At 74.1% G+C, this 20730-nt stretch carries 20 protein-coding genes and 1 pseudogene; 13 read left to right on the plus strand and 8 right to left on the minus strand.

Annotation, left to right across the window (positions count from 1 at the left end; all coding sequences use genetic code 11):
• Window positions 1-284: 284 nt before the first annotated feature.
• The 3 genes from mscL to coaA are packed head-to-tail and all read right to left on the minus strand — an operon-like array spanning window position 285 to window position 2494.
• The gene (gene mscL, locus POD19_RS06290; protein ID WP_095353616.1) at window positions 285-707 is read right to left on the minus strand and encodes a large conductance mechanosensitive channel protein MscL; all 423 of its coding nucleotides are present in this window, start codon (window positions 705-707) and stop codon (window positions 285-287) included.
• Between the two features lie 59 nt (window positions 708-766).
• On the minus strand, window positions 767-1516 hold the full coding sequence (locus POD19_RS06295) for a M15 family metallopeptidase (RefSeq protein ID WP_041103280.1): 750 nt from the start codon (window positions 1514-1516) through the stop codon (window positions 767-769).
• 3 nt (window positions 1517-1519) lie between these two features.
• Window positions 1520-2494, minus strand: coding sequence for a type I pantothenate kinase (coaA, locus tag POD19_RS06300; protein ID WP_227717996.1), 975 nt, complete (start codon window positions 2492-2494; stop codon window positions 1520-1522).
• A gap of 109 nt (window positions 2495-2603) precedes the next feature.
• On the opposite strand from coaA, the gene galE reads away from it, so the two are divergent.
• The 13 genes and pseudogenes from galE (at window position 2604) to POD19_RS06365 (ending at window position 15335) form a co-directional block, all read left to right on the plus strand.
• The gene (galE, locus tag POD19_RS06305) at window positions 2604-3659 is read left to right on the plus strand and encodes a UDP-glucose 4-epimerase GalE (RefSeq protein WP_340309373.1); all 1056 of its coding nucleotides are present in this window, start codon (window positions 2604-2606) and stop codon (window positions 3657-3659) included.
• A 50-nt stretch (window positions 3660-3709) separates the two neighbouring features.
• Window positions 3710-5581, plus strand: coding sequence for a glutamine--fructose-6-phosphate transaminase (isomerizing) (gene glmS / locus POD19_RS06310; RefSeq protein WP_095353614.1), 1872 nt, complete (start codon window positions 3710-3712; stop codon window positions 5579-5581).
• 157 nt (window positions 5582-5738) lie between these two features.
• Window positions 5739-7868, plus strand: coding sequence for a glycogen debranching protein GlgX (gene glgX / locus POD19_RS06315; RefSeq protein ID WP_036315853.1), 2130 nt, complete (start codon window positions 5739-5741; stop codon window positions 7866-7868).
• Window positions 7865-8596: a hypothetical protein gene (locus POD19_RS06320; RefSeq protein ID WP_095353613.1), complete on the plus strand. Its 732-nt coding sequence runs from the start codon at window positions 7865-7867 to the stop codon at window positions 8594-8596. Before glgX ends, POD19_RS06320 begins: the two co-directional genes overlap by 4 nt.
• A complete protein-coding gene (locus tag POD19_RS06325; protein ID WP_036338002.1) occupies window positions 8593-8973 on the plus strand; it encodes a holo-ACP synthase in 381 nt (126 codons plus the stop codon). The genes POD19_RS06320 and POD19_RS06325 overlap by 4 nt, the downstream gene beginning before the upstream one ends.
• Complete coding sequence (locus POD19_RS06330; RefSeq protein ID WP_340309374.1) at window positions 8970-9515, plus strand: NAD(P)H-hydrate epimerase; 546 nt, start codon at window positions 8970-8972, stop codon at window positions 9513-9515. The genes POD19_RS06325 and POD19_RS06330 overlap by 4 nt, the downstream gene beginning before the upstream one ends.
• Complete coding sequence (locus POD19_RS06335; protein ID WP_340309375.1) at window positions 9512-10546, plus strand: NAD(P)H-hydrate dehydratase; 1035 nt, start codon at window positions 9512-9514, stop codon at window positions 10544-10546. Before POD19_RS06330 ends, POD19_RS06335 begins: the two co-directional genes overlap by 4 nt.
• The gene (gene alr, locus POD19_RS06340) at window positions 10543-11748 is read left to right on the plus strand and encodes an alanine racemase (protein ID WP_340309376.1); all 1206 of its coding nucleotides are present in this window, start codon (window positions 10543-10545) and stop codon (window positions 11746-11748) included. The genes POD19_RS06335 and alr overlap by 4 nt, the downstream gene beginning before the upstream one ends.
• Window positions 11745-12371, plus strand: a complete 627-nt coding sequence (gene tsaE / locus POD19_RS06345) for a tRNA (adenosine(37)-N6)-threonylcarbamoyltransferase complex ATPase subunit type 1 TsaE (RefSeq protein ID WP_049160271.1) — start codon at window positions 11745-11747, stop codon at window positions 12369-12371. Before alr ends, tsaE begins: the two co-directional genes overlap by 4 nt.
• Window positions 12372-12381: 10 nt before the next feature.
• Window positions 12382-13053: a tRNA (adenosine(37)-N6)-threonylcarbamoyltransferase complex dimerization subunit type 1 TsaB gene (gene tsaB / locus POD19_RS06350; RefSeq protein WP_210078938.1), complete on the plus strand. Its 672-nt coding sequence runs from the start codon at window positions 12382-12384 to the stop codon at window positions 13051-13053.
• Window positions 13050-13637: a GNAT family N-acetyltransferase gene (locus POD19_RS06355; RefSeq protein WP_340309377.1), complete on the plus strand. Its 588-nt coding sequence runs from the start codon at window positions 13050-13052 to the stop codon at window positions 13635-13637. Before tsaB ends, POD19_RS06355 begins: the two co-directional genes overlap by 4 nt.
• A 26-nt stretch (window positions 13638-13663) precedes the next feature.
• Window positions 13664-14754 (plus strand): annotated as a pseudogene (gene tsaD, locus POD19_RS06360) (tRNA (adenosine(37)-N6)-threonylcarbamoyltransferase complex transferase subunit TsaD).
• Between the two features lie 50 nt (window positions 14755-14804).
• On the plus strand, window positions 14805-15335 hold the full coding sequence (locus tag POD19_RS06365) for a hypothetical protein (RefSeq protein ID WP_340309378.1): 531 nt from the start codon (window positions 14805-14807) through the stop codon (window positions 15333-15335).
• Window positions 15336-15342: 7 nt separating this feature from the next.
• Here the strand turns inward: POD19_RS06365 and POD19_RS06370 are convergent, their stop codons facing one another.
• The 5 genes from POD19_RS06370 to POD19_RS06390 form a co-directional block, all read right to left on the minus strand.
• Complete coding sequence (locus tag POD19_RS06370) at window positions 15343-16374, minus strand: cation diffusion facilitator family transporter (RefSeq protein ID WP_340309379.1); 1032 nt, start codon at window positions 16372-16374, stop codon at window positions 15343-15345.
• On the minus strand, window positions 16371-16874 hold the full coding sequence (locus POD19_RS06375; protein WP_144786662.1) for an ABC transporter substrate-binding protein: 504 nt from the start codon (window positions 16872-16874) through the stop codon (window positions 16371-16373). The genes POD19_RS06370 and POD19_RS06375 overlap by 4 nt, the downstream gene beginning before the upstream one ends.
• Entirely contained in the window at window positions 16871-17902 is a 1032-nt protein-coding gene (locus tag POD19_RS06380) for an NAD-dependent epimerase/dehydratase family protein (RefSeq protein WP_340309380.1), read from the minus strand. The genes POD19_RS06375 and POD19_RS06380 overlap by 4 nt, the downstream gene beginning before the upstream one ends.
• Window positions 17899-19074, minus strand: coding sequence for a zinc-dependent alcohol dehydrogenase (locus POD19_RS06385; RefSeq protein ID WP_340309381.1), 1176 nt, complete (start codon window positions 19072-19074; stop codon window positions 17899-17901). The genes POD19_RS06380 and POD19_RS06385 overlap by 4 nt, the downstream gene beginning before the upstream one ends.
• 72 nt (window positions 19075-19146) lie before the next feature.
• On the minus strand, window positions 19147-20583 hold the full coding sequence (locus POD19_RS06390) for a polysaccharide biosynthesis tyrosine autokinase (protein WP_340309382.1): 1437 nt from the start codon (window positions 20581-20583) through the stop codon (window positions 19147-19149).
• Window positions 20584-20730: the final 147 nt, after the last annotated feature.

The raw sequence follows: 20730 nt of genomic DNA on the forward strand, positions 1-20730 counted from the left end.
CCTGTTCGCGGGGCTGCTCGCGGGGCTGGCGGTCCTGTGGTCGGCCGCGTTCCTCGCCGTGGACGCGCCCGTGTGTGCGCGGCAGAGCGCCCCCGTGGAGTGGTTGCCGTGCCTGGATCCGGACCGGCAGGACTCGGAGGTCGCCCCGGACGCCGGGTCCAGCGCGGACCGGACGACGTCGCGGCCCTGAGGGCACGGCCCCGGTGCCGCCGAGGGCATGAAGGAAGGGCGCGGGGCGACTCGTGTGAGTCGTCCCGGGCCCTTCGGCGTCGGACAGGGGGAGATCAGAGGGTGGTGGTCCCGGAGGTGGGGCCGCCGCGGCGCTCGGCGAGCAGGTCGCGGATCTCGGTGAGCACGGCGACGTCGGCGGGCACCTCCTCCTCGGCGGGGTCGATGCCGAGGCGGCGGTTGCGGGCCTCGGTCATCTTGTTCATCGGCATCACGATGGCGAAGTACACGGCCGCGGCGATGAGCAGGAAGTTGACGATGGCGGTGAGCAGCACGCCGAACTTCACGTCGTTGCCGTTGACCGTCAGCACGGCGAACGAGTCGAAGTTCGGCGAGCCCACGGCGGCGGCGATGAGCGGCATGAGGACCGCCTCGACGAGCGCGTTCACGATCTTGCCGAAGGCGGCGCCGATGATGACGGCGACGGCAAGGTCGAGGACGTTGCCCTTCATGATGAAGTCTTTGAATCCCTGGAGCATGGGGAGAATCCTACGTGTGGCGAATTCGGCGCGGTACACCGTCGAGCGAGTCGTGCGTCTCAGTCCGCGTAGTCCGGCGCCGGAGGCAGGCCCCACGCGGTCTCGAGGACGCCGCCGGCCGCCTCGACCCGGGCCGCCTCCGCGGACCCGACGTAGCGCAGGTGCCACGGCTCGTGGGCGAAGCCCGTCACGTCCTCGGCCCCGACGGGATAGCGGATGACGAACCCGTACTCGGCGGCGTGCGCGGCCACCCAGCGGCCCGCGGCAGTGTCGCCGAAGCACGCTTCCAGGTCACACGCGGGGGTCGCGGCGTCGCCCACGTCCCAGGCCAGGCCGGTCTGGTGCTCGGAGTACCCCGGACGCGCCGAGACGCGGTCGGCCTCGGCGCGGCCCAGCTCGTCGACCCAGTGGCCGTACGTCCGGACCTGGTAGTCGTACGAGCGGTAGGCGCTCAGGGTGGTGAGGCGGTGACCCGCCGCCGCGGCGGCATCCAGCAGGTCACCGGCCGCCGTCGCGGCCTCCGCCCGCAGGGACAGCTCGCTGCCGGGCACGGCCACCAGATCCGAGGGCGCCCAGTCGGGCGGAGCCACGGGGCGGGTCTTGTTCACGACGACGTCGAGGGCGGCCGGGTCGGCGTGCGTGCTCGACGACGGCGCCGTGCTCGAGGCGGCGCCGGACGACGCGGCCGCGCTCGCGGCGCCGGACGTCGGCGTCGTCGGCGTCGAGGACGGGCCCGCGGCGGGCGTGCCGCAACCGGCCACGAGCAGCGCGAGCGCGGCCAGCGCGGCGAGAGGGAGGGTGCGACGCATGGATCAGACCTTCCTCAGCAGCACGCGGGTCACCTCGTGTTGCGCGTTCTTCGTGAGCACCAGCCGGGCGCGCCCGCGGGTCGGGCGCACGTTCTGCTCGAGGTTCGGGCCGTTGATGGAGTCCCAGATGGACTCGGCCGTCGCCTGAGCCTCGGCGTCCGACAGGGAGGAGTACCGGTGGAAGTAGCTGCGCGGGTCGGCGAAGGCCCCCGAGCGCAGACCCATGAACCGGTCGATGTACCAGGACCGGATCCAGGACGCGCGCGCGTCCACGTACACCGAGAAGTCGAAGAAGTCGGAGACGGAGAGCCCGGCGGTGCCGTCGGCCCGGGTGCGCGGCGGGGCCAGCACGTTGAGTCCCTCCACGATCAGCACGTCGGGACGGTGCACCACCTGTTCCTCGCCCGGCACGATGTCGTAGGTGATGTGCGAGTACACGGGCGCGCGCACCTCCTGCGCCCCGGACTTGACGTCCGCCATGAAGCGCAGCAGCGCGCGGCGGTCGTAGGACTCGGGGAAGCCCTTGCGGGACATGATGCCGCGCTCGTGCAGCACCGCGTTGGGGTGCAGGAAGCCGTCCGTGGTGACCAGCTCGACGCGCGGCGTCGTCGGCCAGCGGCGCAGCATCTCCTGGAGCACGCGCGCCGTCGTCGACTTGCCGACGGCGACCGACCCGGCCACCCCGATCACGTACGGGGTGCGCCCCGTCCGCTCGCCGAGGAACGCGTTGGTCGCGCTGCGCAGGGCCGCGGAGGCCTCCACGTTGATGCTCAGCAGGCGCGAGAGCGGAAGGTAGACCTCGGCAACCTCGCGCAGGGACAGATGCTCGCCGAGGCCGCGCAGACGCTCCACGTCCGCCTGGTCGAAGGGCTGCGCCATCTCCGAGGCGAGACGGGCCCAGGTCTGGCGGTCCAGCTCCACGAAGGGGGAGCGCTGGTGGCCGTCGGGCACGGCGTCCGCGGGCTCCTCGGGGCCCACGAGGGGCAGCTCGGAGGTCGGGGGGTGTAGGTCACCCGATCCATTATGGCCGCGGCCCGCCCGGAGCGGGCCCCCGCGTGACGTCACAGGGCCCGGATAGGATCGGCCCATGCGCGTTCTCGTGACCGGCGGTGCCGGATACCTCGGATCCCACACCGTGCTCACGCTGCTCGAGGCGGGCCACGACGTCCTCGTCCTGGACAGCCTGGTCACGGCGACGACGACGGCGCTCGAGCGTGTCGCCGAGCTCGCCGGGACGCGCCTGGGCGGGTCGCGGCTGCGCCTGCACGTGGCCGACATCCGCCGCCCCGAGGACTACCGCGGGGCGCTCGCGGACTTCGGCCCGGCCGCACTCGTGCACTTCGCCGGGCTGAAGTCGCCCACCGAGTCGATGACCCGCCCCGCCGCCTACTACGACGTGAACGTGGGCGGCACGGCCGCCGTCGCCGAGGCCGCGCTCGCGGCCGGCGTCCGCACGGTCCTGTTCTCCTCCTCCGCGACCGTGTACGGCGACCGCGCGCCGGTGCCGGTCGCCGAGGACGCGGCCACGGACCCGGTCTCGCCCTACGGACACTCCAAGCTCATGGCGGAGCAGGTGCTGCGCGACGTCTGCGCGACGGTCGACGGCGGCGGGCTGGCGATGTTGCGCTACTTCAACCCGGTCGGCGCGCATCCCTCCGGGCGGCTGGGCGAGGACCCGAGCGGGGTGCCGGCGAACCTCATGCCCTTCGTGGCGCGGGTGGCCTCCGGCGCGTACCCCGAGCTGCGGGTGTTCGGCGCGGACTTCGACACGCGCGACGGCAGCGCCGTGCGCGACTTCATCCACGTGATGGACCTCGCGGAGGCGCACGTGGCCGGGCTCGACTGGCTCGCGGCCCGGGTGGCGGCCGGGGGCGGTACGACGACCCGGGTCTGGAACATCGGCCGGGGCGAGGGCGTCACCGTGTTCGAGATGGTGCGCGCCTTCGAGGCGGTCACGGGCGGCCGCATCCCCTACCGCGTGGTCGAGCGCCGGCCCGGGGACATCGCCGAGTCGTGCGCCGCCGTGGACGCGATCGGCGCCGAGGTGGGCTGGCACGCCCGACGCGATGTGACCGCGATGGTGCGGGACCTCTGGGCCTGGCAGGAGGCCAACCCCGCGGGGTTCTCGTCCCGGGCGGAGTGACCCGGCCCGCCGTGCGCCGAAGTCGGGTCCGGCCCGGTATTCTCGTGCGCATGTGCGGAATCGTCGGATACATCGGCCAGCCCCAGTCGGATCGTGAGCACGGCGCTCTCGACGTCCTGATGGAGGGCCTGCGTCGTCTTGAATACCGCGGATACGACTCCGCCGGTGTGGCCGTGGTGGACGGCGGTCAGCTGTACCACCGGAAGAAGGCGGGCAAGCTCGCGAACCTCGCCGAGGAGCTCGCCGAGCACCCCATCCCCACCGGCCTCGTCGGCATCGGCCACACCCGGTGGGCCACCCACGGCGGCCCCACCGACCGCAACGCCCACCCGCAGGTGGCGGACGAGGGCCGGCTGGCGCTCATCCACAACGGCATCATCGAGAACTACGCCGAGCTGCGCGAGGAGCTGCTCGCGAAGGGGGTCGAGTTCCTCTCCGAGACGGACACCGAGGTGGCCGCCCACCTCCTCGCCGACGTCTACCGGAACGCGGCCGGCCAGGACCTGACCCGCGCCATGCAGCTGGCCTCCCAGCGCCTCGAGGGTGCCTTCACCCTGCTGGCCGTGCACGTGGACCACCCGGACCGCGTGGTGGCCTCGCGCCGCAACTCGCCGCTCGTCGTCGGCCTGGGCGAGGGGGAGAACTTCCTCGGCTCGGACGTCTCCGGCTTCATCGACTTCACCCGCGAGGCCATCGAGCTCGAGCAGGACCAGGTCGTGACGATCACGGCCGACGCCGTCGAGATCTCGGACTTCCGGGGCGGCCCCGCCGACGGCAAGCGCTTCACCGTGGACTGGGACGCCTCGGCCGCGGAGAAGGGCGGCTTCGAGACCTTCATGGAGAAGGAGATCCACGACCAGCCCCAGGCCGTGCAGGACACCCTGCTGGGCCGCACGGACGCCGCCGGCGCCCTGATGCTGGACGAGCTGCGGATCGACCCCGAGGAGCTCAAGGCCGTCGACAAGATCATCGTCCTGGCGTGCGGCACGTCCGCCTATGCGGGCACGGTGGCCAAGTACGCCATCGAGCACTGGTGCCGGATCCCCGTGGAGGTGGAGCTCTCCCACGAGTTCCGCTACCGCGACCCGATCATCGACCCGCACACCCTCGTGGTGTCCATCTCCCAGTCCGGCGAGACCATGGACACCCTCATGGCGGTCCGCTACGCCAAGGAGCAGGGCGCCCGCACCGTGTCCATCTGCAACACCAACGGCTCCACGATCCCGCGCGAGTCGGACGCCGTGCTCTACACGCACGCCGGCCCGGAGATCGCCGTCGCCTCCACCAAGGCGTTCCTGGCGCAGATCACCGCCGCCTACCTGCTGGGCCTGTACCTGGCCCAGCTGAACAAGAAGCTGTTCAGCGGCCAGATCAAGGACATCCTGGCGGACCTCGGGGCGATCCCCGGCAAGATCGAGGAGATCCTCGCCGGCAAGGACCAGGTCAAGGAGCTCGCCCGCTCGATGGCCGACGCCACCTCCGTCCTGTTCCTCGGCCGCAACGTCGGCTACCCGGTGGCCATGGAGGGCGCGCTCAAGCTCAAGGAGCTCGCCTACATCCACGCCGAGGGCTTCGCCGCGGGCGAGCTCAAGCACGGCCCGATCGCCCTGATCGACGACGGCCAGCCGGTCTTCGTGGTCATGCCCTCGCCCCTGGACCGTCACTCGCTGCACGCCAAGGTGGTCTCGAACATCCAGGAGGTCCGCGCCCGCGGCGCCCGCACCTTCGCCGTCGCCGAGCGCGGCGACGCGGCCGTGCGCGGCCAGGCCGAGGTCGTCTTCGAGGTCCCCGAGACCCAGCCGATGCTCATGCCGCTGCTGACCACGGTCCCGCTGCAGATCTTCGCCCTCGAGCTCGCCACGGCGAAGGGCTACGACGTGGACCAGCCGCGCAACCTCGCCAAGTCCGTCACGGTGGAGTGATCCGCCGCTGAGGCCACCGAGACCTCTCCTGCCGGGCCCGGCCGCCACACAGCGGCCGGGCCCGCGACGCGTCCGGGACGGTGTCCTCCCGCCCCAGTAGACTCCCCGAGGAGGCCCGCCGCACCCGGCGGGCCGCACGACGAGACCCCGGAGAGTCATGCACACAGTGGAGATCGGCCAGCCGTACCCCCTCGGGGCCACCGTGGACGAGACCGGCACCAACTTCGCCCTCGCGGTCTCCCGCGAGGTGGAGGCGGTCGAGCTGTGCCTCGTCGCCGACGACGGCACGGAGACGCGCATCCCTCTCGAGGAGCGGCACGGCACCACATGGCACGCCCACGTGGCGGGCATCGGCCACGGGCAGCGCTACGGCTACCGCGTGCACGGCCCCTGGGACCCCGCCCGCGGCCTGTGGCACAACCCGGCCAAGATCCTCGTGGACCCGTACGCGCGGGCGTTCACCGGCGACTACGAGTGGGGCCAGCAGCACCACTCGTACGACTTCGACGAGCCGGACCGCATCGACACCTCGGACAACCTGGGCACGAGCATGCTCGGCGTCGTCGTCGCCGAGGACTTCGACTGGGGCGATGACGCCCCACCCGCCGTCGAGCTCACGGACACGGTGATCTACGAGACCCACGTCAAGGGCATGACCAAGCTGCACCCCGCCGTCCCCGAGGAGCTGCGCGGCACCTACGCGGGCATGGCCCACCCGGAGGTGGTCCGCCACCTGACCGAGCTCGGGGTGACCGCCGTCGAGCTGATGCCCGTGCACCAGTTCGTCAACGACGCCACCCTGCAGGAGAAGGGGCTGAGCAACTACTGGGGCTACAACACGCTCGGCTTCTTCGCCCCGCACGCCGCCTACGCCTCCTCCTCGGAGGTGGGCGGCCAGGTCCGCGAGTTCAAGCAGATGGTGAAGGACCTGCACGCCGCTGGTCTCGAGGTGATCCTCGACGTGGTCTACAACCACACGGCCGAGGGCAACGACAAGGGCCCCATGCTCAGCCTGCGCGGGCTGGACAACGCCGGCTACTACCACCTCGTCGAGGGCGACGAGCGGCACTACATGGACTACACGGGCACCGGGAACTCGGTGGACCTCTCCAGCCCCAAGGCCCTCCAGCTGGTCATGGACTCCCTGCGCTACTGGGTCACCGAGATGCACGTGGACGGCTTCCGGTTCGACCTGGCCACCACCCTCACCCGGGTGGAGGGGGAGCAGGGCCCGGACATGTTCTCCGGGTTCTTCGACGTGGTCCGCCAGGACCCGGTGCTGCGCACCGTCAAGCTCATCGCCGAGCCGTGGGACGTGGGCTGGGGCGGCTACCAGGTGGGCAACTTCCCCGGCCTCTGGTCCGAGTGGAACGGCATGTACCGGGACGCGGTACGCGACTTCTGGCGCGGCGAGCCCGGCACCCTCGGCGAGTTCGCCACCCGCCTGACCGGCTCGGCCGACCTCTATGAGGGGGACGGGCGCGGCCCCGGTGCGTCCGTGAACTTCGTCACGGCCCACGACGGCTTCACGCTGCGCGACCTCGTCTCCTACAACGAGAAGCACAACGAGGCCAACGGCGAGGACAACAACGACGGCGAGGCGCACAACCGCTCGTGGAACTGCGGCGTTGAGGGGGAGACCGACGACCCCGAGGTCGTGACGCTCCGCGCCCGCCAGCGCCGCAACTTCCTGGCCACCCTGCTGATCAGCCAGGGCGTGCCCATGATCAGCCACGGCGACGAGCTGGGCCGCACCCAGGGCGGCAACAACAACGTCTACTGCCAGGACAACGAGATCTCGTGGATCGACTGGTCCGCCATGGACGACTCGCTCGTGGCGTTCACCCGCGACCTGATCGCGCTGCGCCGTGACCACGCGGTGTTCCGCCGTCGCCACCACTTCGACGGTCGCCCCGCGGCCCGCGACGTCGAGGCGCCCCTGCCGGACATCGTGTGGCTCGAGCCGGACGCGACCGCCAAGACGGAGGACGACTGGGGCGCCGAGGCCCGGTCGATCGGCTTCTACCTCAACGGGCACATGCTCACCCGCGGGGACGAGGAAGGGGAGGAGCCCTACCGGGACTTCTACGTCCTCATGAACGCGTGGTGGGAGCCCGTGCCGTACACCCTGCCCGGGCCCACGTTCCCGGCGGAGTGGGAGGTCGTCGTGGACACCTCGTCCCACGTCGCCCCGGACGGCACCCGCCCCCGCGTGCGTGCCGGGGACGTGCTTGAGCTCCCGGCCCGCTCCACCGTCGTGCTGCGGCAGGTGCCCGAGGGCGCATGAACGAGCGGGTCGACCGGGGGCGCGTCCGCCGTGGCCTGCCGCGGTGGGCGCGGGCCCTCTGCGCCACCGTGGCCACCCTGGCGGCGCTGGCACTGGCCTTCGGCGCGGGGTGGGCCACGCACGCCGTGACGGACCCGCACCCGGACGACGCACCGCGCGTGGACGCCCTCCTCGTCCTCTACAGCCAGCCCCGCGTCTATGACGCCGCGATCGAGCTCGCCGCGTCCGGCGTCACCGACCGGCTCTTCGTCTCCGCGTACCTGGGGCCGGACGGGCACGAGAAGCTGTGCGGCGGCCCGGGGGAACGCGACCCGCGGCTGGCCGGCGTCAGCGTCGAGTGCTTCGCGCCCGATCCGGTGACCACCCAGGGCGAGGTCATCCACGCGGCCGACCGCATGCGCGAACTCGGCCTGCACCACCTGGGCGTGCTCACCTTCCACCAGCACGTGGAGCGTGCGCGGCTGCTGGCGGAGCGGTGCCTCACCCCCGAGGAGGGCCGTGTGTCCCTGTACGCGTTCGACGCCGGCTTCGACCGGCTCGGCCGCCTGCAGCACGGCGTCTACGGCGTGCTGGCCTACGGGAAGGCGATGCTCACGCCGGGCTGCGACCAGCAGCTGCCCGGCGTGCTGCAGTGGCCGCTCGACCTGGCCAAGCGACTGCGCGGGCAGCCCGTCGGGGACGAGGCCGGCGCCGTCGTCGTGGGCGCCCGGCGGGCGGGGGCGGTGTGATCGTCGGCGTGGGGGTGGACGTGGTGGACGTCCCGCGGTTCCGGGCGCAGCTCGAGCGCACGCCGGCGCTGCGCGCACGCCTGTTCACCGAGGACGAGCGGGACCTGCCGCTGCGCTCGCTGGCCGCGCGCTTCGCCGCCAAGGAGGCGGTCGCCAAGGCCATGGGCGCCCCGCCCGGGATGATGTGGCACCACTGCTGGATCCCGCGCCCGGACCACGGCGACGGCCGCCCCACCGTGCACCTGACCGGCACCGTGCAGGCCCAGGCCGAGGCCCTGGGCATCACCCACTGGCACCTCTCCCTCAGTCATGACGGGGACGTCGCCACCGCCTACGTGGTCGCCGAACGCCGCGCGGCCGAGGAGGAGTCCGCATGACCGCCGATGACCTGACCCGCATCGCCCTGACCGGCTCGGCCGTGCGCACGGCCGAGGAGCCCCTGTTCGCGGCCGGGCGCGGCCCGGAGCTGATGCGCGCCGCCGCCTGGGCCCTGGCCGAGCACGCCGCCGCCCTGCTGCGTGAGCGCGGCCCCGTGGCCGGGGCGACCGTGGCCGCCCTCGTCGGCCCCGGCAACAACGGCGGGGACGCGCTGTTCGCCCTCGCCTTCCTGCGCCGCCGGGGCGTGGCCGCGGTCGCCGTGCCCGTCCGCCGGGACGACGACGGCGCCCCGCGCTGGCACGCCGAGGGCTGGGCTGCGCTGCAGGCGGCCGGGGGACGCCGCGCGGACGCGGTGCCGCCCGAGGCCGCGCTCGTGGTGGACGGCGTGCTCGGCACGGGCTTCACCGGCGAGTATGAGCTGCCCGCCGCGGCGCGCGCGCTGTCGGCGGAGGCGCTCGTGCTGGCGTGCGACGTGCCCTCCGGCGTGGACGCGGACACCGGCGAGGTGCGGGGGAGGCCCTCCGCGCGGACGCGACCGTGACGTTCGGCGCCCTCAAGTCCGGTCTCGTCCTCGGGGAGGGGGCGGCGCGCGCGGGCACCGTGCACGTGGTGGACATCGGGCTGGGACCGCACCTGCCGACGTCGCCGGCCGCGCGGCTGGGCGTGATGGACGAGGCCGCCGCACGGACCGCCCACCCGGCCCCCGCAGCCGAGGCCCACAAGTACACGCGCGGCGTGGTGGCCGTCGTCGCCGGATCGGAGCGCTACCCGGGGGCCGCCGTGCTCGCGAGCGCGGGCGCGCTGCAGACGGGCGCGGGCATGGTGCACCACGCCGGCCCGCAGACCACCCGGGACCTGGTGCTCGCCGCCCACCCCGAGGCGCTGGTCTCGGCGGAGGGGCCCGAGCCGTCGCGCGCGGACGCCTGGGTGGCCGGCCCCGGCCTGGACACCGAGCACGACGCGCGGCGGCGCTGGGCCGGCGTCCTCGCCGCGCTCGAGGAACGGCCGGAGGCGGCCCTGGTCGCCGACGCCTCGGCCCTGGACCTGGTCACCGCCGCCGAGCTGCGGTCGCTGCGCGCGGCCGGCACGCCCGTGGTCCTGACGCCGCACGCCGGGGAGTGGTCCCGGCTGCGCGAGCGCGTCCCCGCGGACGGCGACGACGCCGCCGACCCGCTGGCGGCGCTGCGGGCGTGGACCGCTGCGCACGGGGCCACCGTCCTGCTCAAGGGTCAGCGCACCCTCGTGGTCGCCCCGGACGGCGAGGCATGGGCCGTGACCGGCGGCGGCCCCGAGCTCGCGATGGGCGGGACCGGCGACGTGCTCTCCGGGGCGATCGGCGCCGTCCTGGCCGCGGACGTGGCGCGGCGCTCGCGGGCGCGCCGGGCCGGGGAGGACCCCGGCCCGGCGCCCACGGCCCGGCTCGCGGCGGCGGCCGCCTGGCTGCACGCCCAGGCCGGGGCCGACCAGGCCCGCGCCGGGCGGATCACCACGGCCACGCTGCCGGCCGCGCTGGGCGCGCGCGTCGCGCACCTGTGGTGGCCGGACGACGCCGAGCCGGAGGCCGTCCGATGAGCCGCGCCGACGTCAGCCCGGCGGACACCGAGCGCGCCGTACGCATCGACCTGGCGGCCGTCCGGCACAACGTGGGCGTGCTGCAGGAGCGGATCCGCCGCCCCGACGGCAGCCGGCCGCTGCTGACCGCCGTCGTCAAGGCCGACGCCTACGGCCACGGCGCGGTGGCCGTCGCGCGCGCCGCCGCGGCCGCCGGCGCGGACCGGCTCGGGGTGGCCCACGTGCGCGAGGCCCTGGCCCTGCGCGCGGCGGGGGTGCGCCTGCCCGTGCTCGCGTGGCTGCACACCGGGGCCACGGACTTCGCCGCCGCGGTGGAGGCGGAGGTGACCCTCGGTGTCTCGGGCTGGGACCTCGACGCCGTCGCCGACGCCGTCCGCGGGCTGCGGTCCCGCGGCGGGGCCGGACCCGAGGCCCGCGCCGTCCTGCACCTGAAGGCGGACACCGGCCTGGGCCGCCACGGCTGCCCGCCCGAGCGGTGGCCCGCCTTCGTGGCGCATGCTGCCGAGCTCGAGGCCGCGGGCCTCGTGCGGGTGGAGGGCGTGTTCTCCCACCTCGGCGTGGCGGACGAGCCGGACCGGGCCGCCGAGACCACGGCGCAGCTGCTGCGGTTCGAACGGATGGCCGCCGAGGCCGCCGAGGCCCTCGGCCACCCGCTGCTGCGGCACCTGGCCAACACGCCCGCCGCCCTCGCCCGGCCGGACACGCACCTGGACATGGTGCGCGTCGGCCTGGGCCTGTACGGGCTCTCCCCGTTCGCGGACGTCACCGCCGCCGAGCTCGGACTGCGCCCGGCCATGTCCCTCGTCACCGTCCTGGCCAACGTCAAGGCCGTCCCCGCCGGGCAGGGCGTGTCCTACGGGTTCCGCCACGTCACGGCGGAGCCCACCACCCTCGGGCTCGTGCCCCTCGGCTACGCCGACGGCGTCCCGCGCGTCGTCGAGGGCACGCGCGTCCACGTCGGCGGCCGGACCGTCCCCGTGGTGGGCCGCATCGCGATGGACCAGTTCGTGGTGGACCTCGGCCCGGACGCCGCGGACGCGCCCGGCGACGCCGTCGAGCTGTTCGGACCGGCCTCCGGCATTCCGGTGGAGGAGTGGGCCGCGGCCGCCGGGACGATCAACTACGAGCTGGTGACCCGCATCGGAGGCCGCGTGGACCGGCAGCACGTGGACCCCACGCCGACCCAGGAGGCCTGCCCATGAGCGACCACGCGATCCCCGCCCCCGGCCCGACCCTGCCCGAGCCCGTGCTGACGGCGACGGTCCCGCTCGAGGGCGCCGACGGCACCCGGGCGTTCGGCCGCGCCCTCGCCGGGGTGCTCCGCGCCGGCGACGTGCTGATCCTCACGGGCGACCTCGGCGCGGGCAAGACGACCTTCACCCAGGGGCTGGCCAGCGGATTCGGCGTGGCCTCCGGCGTGGTCTCGCCGACGTTCGTCCTCTCCCGCGTCCACCCCGCCCCGGCCGACGCCCCGGCGGGCACCCCGGACCTCGTGCACGTGGACGCGTACCGGCTGCGCTCGGCGGGGGAGCTCACGGACCTCGACCTGGACGCGAGCGTGGACCGATCCGTGACCGTCGTCGAGTGGGGCCGGGGCATGGCCGAGTCCCTCGCCGGGTTCCCCGAGGACCCGGACGCCTCGTGGCTGGACATCGAGATCGTCCGGGCCCGCGGGGGTGAGGACGCCCCCGCGGCCTCGGCGGGGGAGGGCGAGGACGGCATCGTCACCGACTTCTCCGACGAGGACGGGGGCCAGGCCGAGGAGCTGCGCTCGGCCGTCGTGACCGGCCGCGGCCCGCGCTGGGCCGGCGTCGTGCTTCCGTAGACTGGCGGTCATGGCCCTGCTCCTCGCGATCGACTCCTCCGCCGCCGCCTCCGTCGCCGTCCTGCGGGACGGTGAGGAGCTCGCGCGCTGGGCCACGGACGACACCCACGCCCATGCCGAGGTGCTCGCCCCCGCGGTGCAGGCCGTGCTCGGCGAGGCCGGCGTCACCGGCACCGCGCTGGACGCGCTCGCGGTCGGCGTCGGCCCCGGACCGTTCACGGGACTGCGCGCGGGCCTGGCGACGGCGGCCGCCCTCGGCCTGGCGTGGGACGTGCCCGTGCACGGGGTCCGCAGCCTCGACGCGCTCGCCCATGCGGCCGGCGTCGACGCCTTCCGCCACGGGATCGAGGAGTTCGTGGTCGCCACGGACGCCCGCCGCCGCGAGGTCTACTGGGCCCACTACGCGCAGGTCGGCGGGCAGCCGACCCTGCTGCACGGCCCCTTCGTCTCGCCGGCGGACGAGGTCACTCCGCTGCCCGTCTACGGCGCGGGGGCCGGGCTCTACCCCGAGGCGCTGCGCGCGGTGCCGGACTGGGAGACGGCCACGCCGTCCGCCGTCGGGGTGGGGCAGGTGGCCGAGCTCGCCCTGCGGCGCGGCCGAGGCCTCGTGCCCGCCGAGCCGCTCTACCTGCGCGAGTCCGACGCCAAGGTCCCCGGCCCCCGCAAGCGGGCGGGCGCGTGAGCCCGGCCGAGCCGGCCCCGGCCGGTGACGGGCGCCCCGCCGAGGACGGGCACGGGCTGCCGCCCGGGTACCTGATGCGCCCCATGACCGTGTGGGACGTCCCCGAGGTGCTCGCCCACGAGGCCACGCTCTTCCCGCTCGACGCCTGGCCTGCGCACTTCTACGAGGAGGAGCTCGCCCAGACCGGCCCCGCCGGCGGACGGGACGCGCACGGCCGCCCGCCCACCCGGGACTACCGCGTGGTCGTCCGCGACGTGGCCGCGCCCGGCTCCGCGGACGACGACGGCCCCGCCCCCGGCGAGATCGTCGGCTACGGCGGGATCATGGTGGTCGGCGACGTCGCCGACGTGCAGACCGTGGGCACGGTCGCGGCGGCGCGGGGGCGGGGGATCGGGGCGGCCCAGCTGCGCTGGATGGCCGCGGAGGCCGCGGCGCGCGGCGCGAGCGCCCTCATGCTCGAGGTCCGGGCCTCCAACGCCGTCGCCCGGCGCCTCTACGCGCGCCACGGATTCGAGGAGCTGCACGTGCGTCGCCGCTACTACCCGGGCGGCGAGGACGCCGTGATCATGCGCAAGGCCCTGTGACCGGGCCGCTCACTAGACTGGAGCCCATGCCCACCGCCACCGCAGCCCCCCTCGTGCTCGGCATCGAGTCCTCCTGCGACGAGACCGGCGTCGGCGTCGTCCGCGGCACCGCCCTGCTGGCCCACGAGGTCGCCTCCTCCGTCGAGGAGCACGTGCGCTTCGGCGGCGTGATCCCGGAGATCGCCGCCCGCGCGCACCTCGAGGCCCTCGTGCCCACGATCCGCCGCGCCCTGGACGCGGCCGACGTCACCCTCGCGGACCTCGACGCGATCGCCGTCACCTCCGGTCCGGGTCTGGCGGGCGCCCTCATGGTGGGGGTCGCGGGGGCCAAGGCGCTGGCCACGGCCCTCGGCACGCCCCTCTACGGCATCAACCACCTCGTGGCGCACGTGGGCGTGGGCATGCTGGACGGTGTGCGGCCCGCGGCGTGGGACGACCTGCCCGCGGACCTGGGCGCGCTGCTCGTCTCCGGCGGGCACACCGAGATCCTGCGCGTGGGCCGGATCAGCTCCGAGGTCGAGCTGCTGGGCTCGACCATCGACGACGCGGCCGGTGAGGCGTACGACAAGGTCGCCCGGCTCATCGGGGCGGGCTACCCCGGGGGTCCCGTGATCGACCGGCTCGCCGCCCAGGGCGACCCGACGGCCTTCCGCTTCCCGCGCGGGCTCACCGCGGGCAAGTTCGTCGGCAGCGCCGAGGAGCCCGGCCCGCACCGGCACGACTGGTCCTTCTCCGGGCTGAAGACCGCCGTCTCCCGCGCCGTGGAGCAGTTCGAGGCCCGCGGCCTCGAGGTGCCGCGCGCGGACATCGCCGCCTCCTTCCAGGAGGCCGTCGCGGACGTGATCACGGCCAAGGCCGTCCGCGCCTGCCGCGAGCACGGGCTCACCCACCTGATGCTCGGCGGCGGCGTCGCGGCGAACTCGCGCCTGCGCGCCCTGCTCGCCGACCGGTGCCGCTCCGCGGGCATCGAGCTGACCGTCCCGCCCGTGAACCTGTGCACCGACAACGGGGCGATGGTCGCCGCGCTCGGCGCACGCCTGGTGCGCGACGGCGTCACCCCTCCGACGCGTGGTTCGGCGCGGACCCGGGACAGCCGGTCGAGGTCGTCAGCGTCTGAGCGCGCCCGGCCCCTTGCCGCCACGCCCGCGCGTTCCGTAGACAGGGCCCATGACCGGCCATGAGCACCCCCGCCCCGAGTCCACCTCCGCCGCCGTGGACGAGCAGATGCTGGAGGACTTCCTCAATCAGCACCTGCTCGGCTCCCGCTCCGGTGTGAAGGCGTTCCGTGCCGCCGAGCAGACCTGGGCCGGCACCCCGCAGGAGGCCGCGCTGCGCCGCCTCGGCGACGCCGTCCAGGACGACCAGGACCGCCTCGAGGCGCTCATCGGCGAGCTGGGCCTCCGCACCCCGCTGGTGGACCGGGCCGCCGGCGCGGCGGCCGAGGTCGGCGGACGCCTCAACCCCGTGAACGCGCTGCGCACGCGCGGCTCCGGCTGGACGCAGATCGAACTGGACCTGCTGCAGGGCATGCTCCAGGCCAAGTCCGCGATGTGGGACGTCCTCGAACAGCTCGCGCCGCACCTGCCAGCGGTCGACGCTGCCGAGATGCAGGCACTGCGTCAGAGGGCCGCCGACCAGCAGCGCGAGGTCCAGCGCATCACCTCCGCCACCCTCGAGGGACGGTTCCTGGCCGGATGAGGCCGGGCTACTCCTCGCCCGTCTGATGCTCCCCGGACCGACCGCCGTGCACCTCGGCAGGCAGCTCGTCCACCGGGGCGACGACGACGTCCTGCAGCTTCCAGTCCAGGGCGGTGATCGCGTCCCGCAGCGCGCAGCAGCGGGCCACCGTCACGTCCGCCCCCTCGTGCGGCACCACGAACATCTCCACGTGGAACACGTGGCCCTCATCCCGGACGCGGGCGCCCGCGTGGCGTACCCACGGCTCCGCCCAGGCGACCCGCTCGGCACGGTCGATGAGCGGGTGCGGCCGGGCGCCGTCGATCGTGGCGGCGCGACGGTCCGCCAGGTTCGTGACGGCCTCCTTCAGGTTCTTCCAGCCGTCCAGCACGATGCTCACGCCCACGAAGATCGCTGCAGCGGAGTCCGCCCACCACCAGCCCAGGCCGATGCCGGCCACGCCGACGATGGTGGCCACGCCCGTCTGCCAGTCCGCCTTGTTCATGTCCGCGTCCGCGTACAGCACGCGGTCGTGGAGCTGCTCGGCCAGCTTGAGCTTCTTGTGGCCGAGGATCATGGGTCCGGGCACGGACAGGGCCATCACGGCCATCATGAACCAGCCCTGCCACACGGTGTGCCCGAACAGGTCGAACGTGCCGATGGGCGGGTGCTCCGCCGTCACCAGGCCCAGGATGGAGTCGCCGACGAGGACCACGCCCATCACGGACAGGGCGACGGCGGCCACGAGGTGCCCCACCCCGACGGACCGGTGAGAGCCGTAGGGCCGGGCCCGCGTCGGGGCCATGCGGGCCACGCGCAGGGCGATGAGGAACGCGATCGGCGGGATCAGGGAGAGCAGGTCCTCGATCCACGCGGCCCGCATGGCCTGCGAGGAGCCCATCACGATCGCCACGAGGACGATCGTGACCACGATCACCCCCAGCGTCGCCCATTCGAGCCGCTTGGCCTGCTGGACCACGCGCTCGATCTCCGGGGGCAGCTCCGTGGCGCCGAAGCGGCGCCCGCTCGGCCCCGTCTCCCGGGTGTTCCGCCGCGTCATCGGGCCTCCTCCGCTGCGCGCTGGTCGAAGTACGCCTCGAGGGCCGTGAGCATCTGATTCTCACCCAGGGGCACGGCCATCACGAGCTTCACCGGCTCGCCGTCCGGACCCTGCGCCTCGGCGTAGTCGCGGGTGATGCTCGCGTGCGACGTCCACGGGGACGCCGAGGTCAGGCCGCCGGCCACCAGGTCCACGTCGCCCTTCTCCAGTGCGGTCATGAGCGCCTCCTCCCCGGCCACGGTCCACTCGACGCGTGCGTCGTGCGCCGCGGCGAAGCCGCGGATCAGGTCGGGCTCGGGGCCGACGGGCTCGGCGCCCGAGACGTCCACGTGAGGCGGGTGGTGCACGACGCCGACGCGCAGCACCCCGCCCGTGACGCGGTCCAGGGTGCCGTCCGGGTCGGCGGGATAGCCGGAGGAGGTGCAGGCGGTGAACCCGAGGGCGGCGCTCCCGAGCAGGCCCGTCAGGGCGGCCCGGCGGGTGAGGGTCCTCGTCCTCATTCCGTGGGCGAGTGCGAGCGGTGCCCGGCGTTGCCGAGGCCTTCGGCGCCGTCGAGATGGTCGAGCACGAGGCGGACCGCCTCCCGGGCGTCGGTGGTCTCGGACCAGCCGGTCGCGGCGCGCAGGGCCGTGGTGTCCATGATGGGCACCGCCGCCGCCATGTCCACCCACCCCGGGTCGGTGGGCTGCAGCCGTGCCCGGTAGGTCAGCGCCGCGGCCGCTCGGAACAGGCCCACGGGCAGCTCCAGGATGCGGCGCGCCCCGAGGACGGTGCCCATGGTGTGCGCGTCCAGCACGGGTTCGGCGGCCACATTGAAGGCCCCGCCCGCGCGGTGGGCGATCACGCGCCAGTACGCGTCCGCCACGTCCTGGGCCGTGAGCGCCTGGAATCGCAGGCCCCGCGGGAACGGCAGCACCGGAGCGCGCAGGCGGGCGACCAGCCGGGCGGGGACGAGGTCGCCCAAGAAGTAGTCCTTGATCTCGGGCCCGGCGGCGGACTGGAAGATCAGCCCGGGGCGCAGCCGGGTCACGAGCATCTCGGGGTGCTCGGCCTGCACGCGGTCGAGGATCGACTCGACCTCGGCCTTCTGTGCGGCGTAGTGCGAGGTGGGGACCCCGGTGGTGGGATGGGACTCGGCCACGGCGCGGCCCTTCGGGCCGGGCCCGTACGCGCCCACCGAGGACGCGTAGACCAGGTGCGGCACGCCCGCCTCGGCCACGGCCCGGAACACGCGCTCGTTGCCGGCCACGTTGACGGCGCGCAGGTGGTCGCGGTCGCGGTTGGGGCGGATCACCCACACCAGGTCGACGACGGCGTCGGCGCCGGCGACGATCTCGCGCAGCCGCCCCGACGCCGTGGGCTCCGCGACGTCCAGGCGGTGCCACTCGACGCCGTCGTAGGGCGCCCCGGACCGGTCCGGGCCGCGACGGCTCACGCCCACGATCGAGCTCACCTCGGCCGCGGCCTGGAGGCGGTGCAGGACAGCGGTGCCGACGTTGCCCGTCGCGCCCAGGACGACGATCCTCACGGCTTCAGGACCACCTTGATGCAGCCGTCCTCCTTCTTCTGGAACGTCTCGTAGAGCGCGGGCGCGTCCTCGAGCGGGGCGGTGTGCGTGGCCAGGTCGAGCACGCCGAGGGGGTCGGACGGGTCGTCGAGCAGGGGCAGCAGGTCGTCCACCCAGCGACGGACGTTGCACTGGCCCATCGTCAGGGTGACCTGCTTGTCGAACAGGGTGAGCATCGGCATCGGGTCGTTCATGCCGCCGTAGACCCCGGAGATCGACACCGTGCCGCCGCGCCGGACCGCGTCGATCGCGGTGTGGAGGGCGCTCAGGCGGTCGACGCCGGCGGTCTTCATGACCGCCCGGCCGAGCGCGTCGGGCAGCAGGCCCACGGCGGTGTGGGCCACGTGCCCCACCGGGGAGGCGTGCGCCTCCATGCCGACCGCGTCCAGGACCGCGTCCGGGCCGCGGCCGCCGGTGCGCTCGCGGAGCACCTCGGCCTCGCCGCCGTCGGCGTCCAGGACCTCGATGCCGTGCCGGGCCGCCATCGCGCGGCGCTCGGGGACCGGGTCGACGCCGATCACCCGGTACCCCAGGTGCACACCGATGCGCGCCGCCAGCTGACCGATGGGGCCGAGGCCGAGCACCGCGAGCGTGCCGCCGTCGGGGACGTTCGCGTACTGGACTCCCTGCCAGGCGGTGGGGACGACGTCCGAGAGGAACAGCCACTGCTCATCCGGGCCGGTGTGCGGCACCTTCACGGGGCCGTAGTCCGCGTGGGGCACGCGCAGCAGCTCGGCCTGCCCGCCGGGGACGGAGCCGTAGAGCCGGGAGTAGCCGAAGAGTGCGGCGCCGGAGCCCTGCTCCCGGACCTGGGTGGTCTCGCACTGGGACTGCAGCCCGCGCTGACACATCCAGCACCGGCCGCAGGAGATGGTGAAGGGCACGACCACCCGGTCACCGGGCCGGATGTGGGTGACCTCGGACCCGACCTCGCGGACGATGCCCATCGGCTCGTGACCGATCACGTCCCCCGCGTCCATGAACGGCCCCAGGACCTCGTACAGATGCAGGTCCGACCCGCAGATGCCGGTCGAGGTGACCTCGATGATCGCGTCCGTCGGCTCCTGGATGCGCGGATCCGGGACATCTTCGACGACGACGTTGCGCTTTCCCTGCCATGTGAGTGCTCGCATGGTGCAGACACTACGGGCCCGCCACCGGGGCGAGTACCCCTCGCCCGCCCAGGTCGTTCGCGTCGGCCCAGGTCAGGCGGTGGATGCGGGGGAGGTGTAGTCCGAGCGGTAGTAGGCGTACCGGCCAGATCGGTCCTTGGAGTCCACGCGGTTGAGCACGGCGCCCAGGATCGGGGCGTGGACGCGTTGGAGCGCCTGCACGGCGTGGCGCAGCTCATCACGCGTGGTGGACTCGGCGTTCAGGACGAGCAGTGCCCCGTCCAGCCGGGTGGCCACCACGGACGCATCGGGGACCGCCAGCAGCGGGGGGGCATCCACGACCACCATATGCGTCTCCGCCAACGCCTCAATGGCCTCTCTGAAGCGCTCGGACGTGAGCAGCTGGGTGGGATTCGGAGGGAGCTGGCCGGCCGGCAGGATCACCAGATCCTGGAGATCCACCGCTGAATGGAGCACGTCCGCGAACGCGGCCCGTCCCACCACCACGTCACTGAGTCCGGCGCCCTGGGGCAGATCAAAGGTAGTGGCCACCGTGGGACGGCGCAGGTCCGCATCCACCAAGACCACCGGCACGCCGGCGTGGGCCAGTGTGACGGCGAGATTCGCGGCCACCGTGGACTTGCCGTCGTTGGGGCTGGGCGAGGTCACGGTGATGATGCGGGGCGGATCGTCTGGGTTCATGTACTGGAGGTTGATCCGCAGCTCGTTGAAGGCCTCGCGGATTCGGAAGTGACCGGCGTCCTGCCTGCCGGCCACCTCCAGGACGCGCTGACCTTTCGCGAGGCCGGTGGACTTGGGGATGGCGCCGATGGGCGTCACGCCGGCGCGCTGCAAGTCGTCCGTGCCGCGGATGCGGCGGTCCAGTGCCTCCAGGGCTAGGGCAAGCGCGGCTCCCGCAGCGAGGCCCAGGACGGCCCCCACGACGAAGTTCAGAGGCGGGTTGGGTGACGTGGGGGAGGCGGGCGCCGTAGCCGGGAGCAGGCGGTCGATCTGTACCTGCGGGTCTCGCCCGTCCGCCGCGTCGAGCTCGCCCACCTGGTCCTGCAGTGCCTGCACCCAGGCGTCGGCGAGCTGGGCGGCCTGGGCGGGGTCGGACCACTCGGCCTGGACCTTGATCAGGGCGGTGTTGGTGGGCACGGACGTGGTCACCGCGGACAACGCCTGACCGGTCGAGACGGGGAAGTCCACCATGGCAGCTGCCCGCTCGGCCACGAGGGCCGAGCCGGCCAGCTCGTCGAACTGCACCGCCCGGGACTTGGCCACCGAGTCCTGGCTCAGTGCGGCCGCCGGATTGTCCGTGACGGTCGGATTGACCACGGCTGTGGCCGACGCCGTGTAAGTGAGCGGCTGGAGTGCGGTGAGGACCGCGGCGACGGCCAGGCCCAGGAGTGTGAACGCCGTGATGGCCTTCCAGCGGCGGCGCAGGAGCTGCAACACGTCCCGCAGCGAGAACCCGTCCGGGTCCCCTTCCACGGGCACCGTCGCGTCCATCGTCTGATGCTGGTCCATCCGTCTCCCTGTCTCCCGTGCCGATCGGGGAGGGGATCTGCCGGCGGGGCCGGCAGGGTCACCGACCCCGTTGTCTTGCAGGTCAGCGTAGCGCCGCCGCGGCCCGCCATTGGCGTTCACCCGATATTCAAGTGGAATTAAGGTCAG

It is taken from the genome of Micrococcus sp. GPGPB33 (genome assembly GCF_037853785.1).
GTDB classification, from domain to species: Bacteria; Actinomycetota; Actinomycetes; order Actinomycetales; family Micrococcaceae; genus Micrococcus; species Micrococcus luteus.

Bases quoted from the DNA above. Each gene is read 5' to 3' on its own strand.
- tsaB (WP_210078938.1), top strand. From the start codon at position 12,382: ATGGCCCTGCTCCTCGCGATCGACTCCTCCGCCGCCGCCTCCGTCGCC.
- POD19_RS06365 (WP_340309378.1), top strand. From the start codon at position 14,805: ATGACCGGCCATGAGCACCCCCGCCCCGAGTCCACCTCCGCCGCCGTG.
- tsaE (WP_049160271.1), top strand. From the start codon at position 11,745: ATGAGCGACCACGCGATCCCCGCCCCCGGCCCGACCCTGCCCGAGCCC.
- POD19_RS06390 (WP_340309382.1), bottom strand. From the start codon at position 20,583: ATGGACCAGCATCAGACGATGGACGCGACGGTGCCCGTGGAAGGGGAC.
- POD19_RS06370 (WP_340309379.1), bottom strand. From the start codon at position 16,374: ATGACGCGGCGGAACACCCGGGAGACGGGGCCGAGCGGGCGCCGCTTC.
- POD19_RS06385 (WP_340309381.1), bottom strand. From the start codon at position 19,074: ATGCGAGCACTCACATGGCAGGGAAAGCGCAACGTCGTCGTCGAAGAT.
- POD19_RS06295 (WP_041103280.1), bottom strand. From the start codon at position 1,516: ATGCGTCGCACCCTCCCTCTCGCCGCGCTGGCCGCGCTCGCGCTGCTC.
- POD19_RS06320 (WP_095353613.1), top strand. From the start codon at position 7,865: ATGAACGAGCGGGTCGACCGGGGGCGCGTCCGCCGTGGCCTGCCGCGG.
- glgX (WP_036315853.1), top strand. From the start codon at position 5,739: ATGCACACAGTGGAGATCGGCCAGCCGTACCCCCTCGGGGCCACCGTG.
- glmS (WP_095353614.1), top strand. From the start codon at position 3,710: ATGTGCGGAATCGTCGGATACATCGGCCAGCCCCAGTCGGATCGTGAG.
- mscL (WP_095353616.1), bottom strand. From the start codon at position 707: ATGCTCCAGGGATTCAAAGACTTCATCATGAAGGGCAACGTCCTCGAC.
- galE (WP_340309373.1), top strand. From the start codon at position 2,604: ATGCGCGTTCTCGTGACCGGCGGTGCCGGATACCTCGGATCCCACACC.
- alr (WP_340309376.1), top strand. From the start codon at position 10,543: ATGAGCCGCGCCGACGTCAGCCCGGCGGACACCGAGCGCGCCGTACGC.
- POD19_RS06330 (WP_340309374.1), top strand. From the start codon at position 8,970: ATGACCGCCGATGACCTGACCCGCATCGCCCTGACCGGCTCGGCCGTG.
- POD19_RS06375 (WP_144786662.1), bottom strand. From the start codon at position 16,874: ATGAGGACGAGGACCCTCACCCGCCGGGCCGCCCTGACGGGCCTGCTC.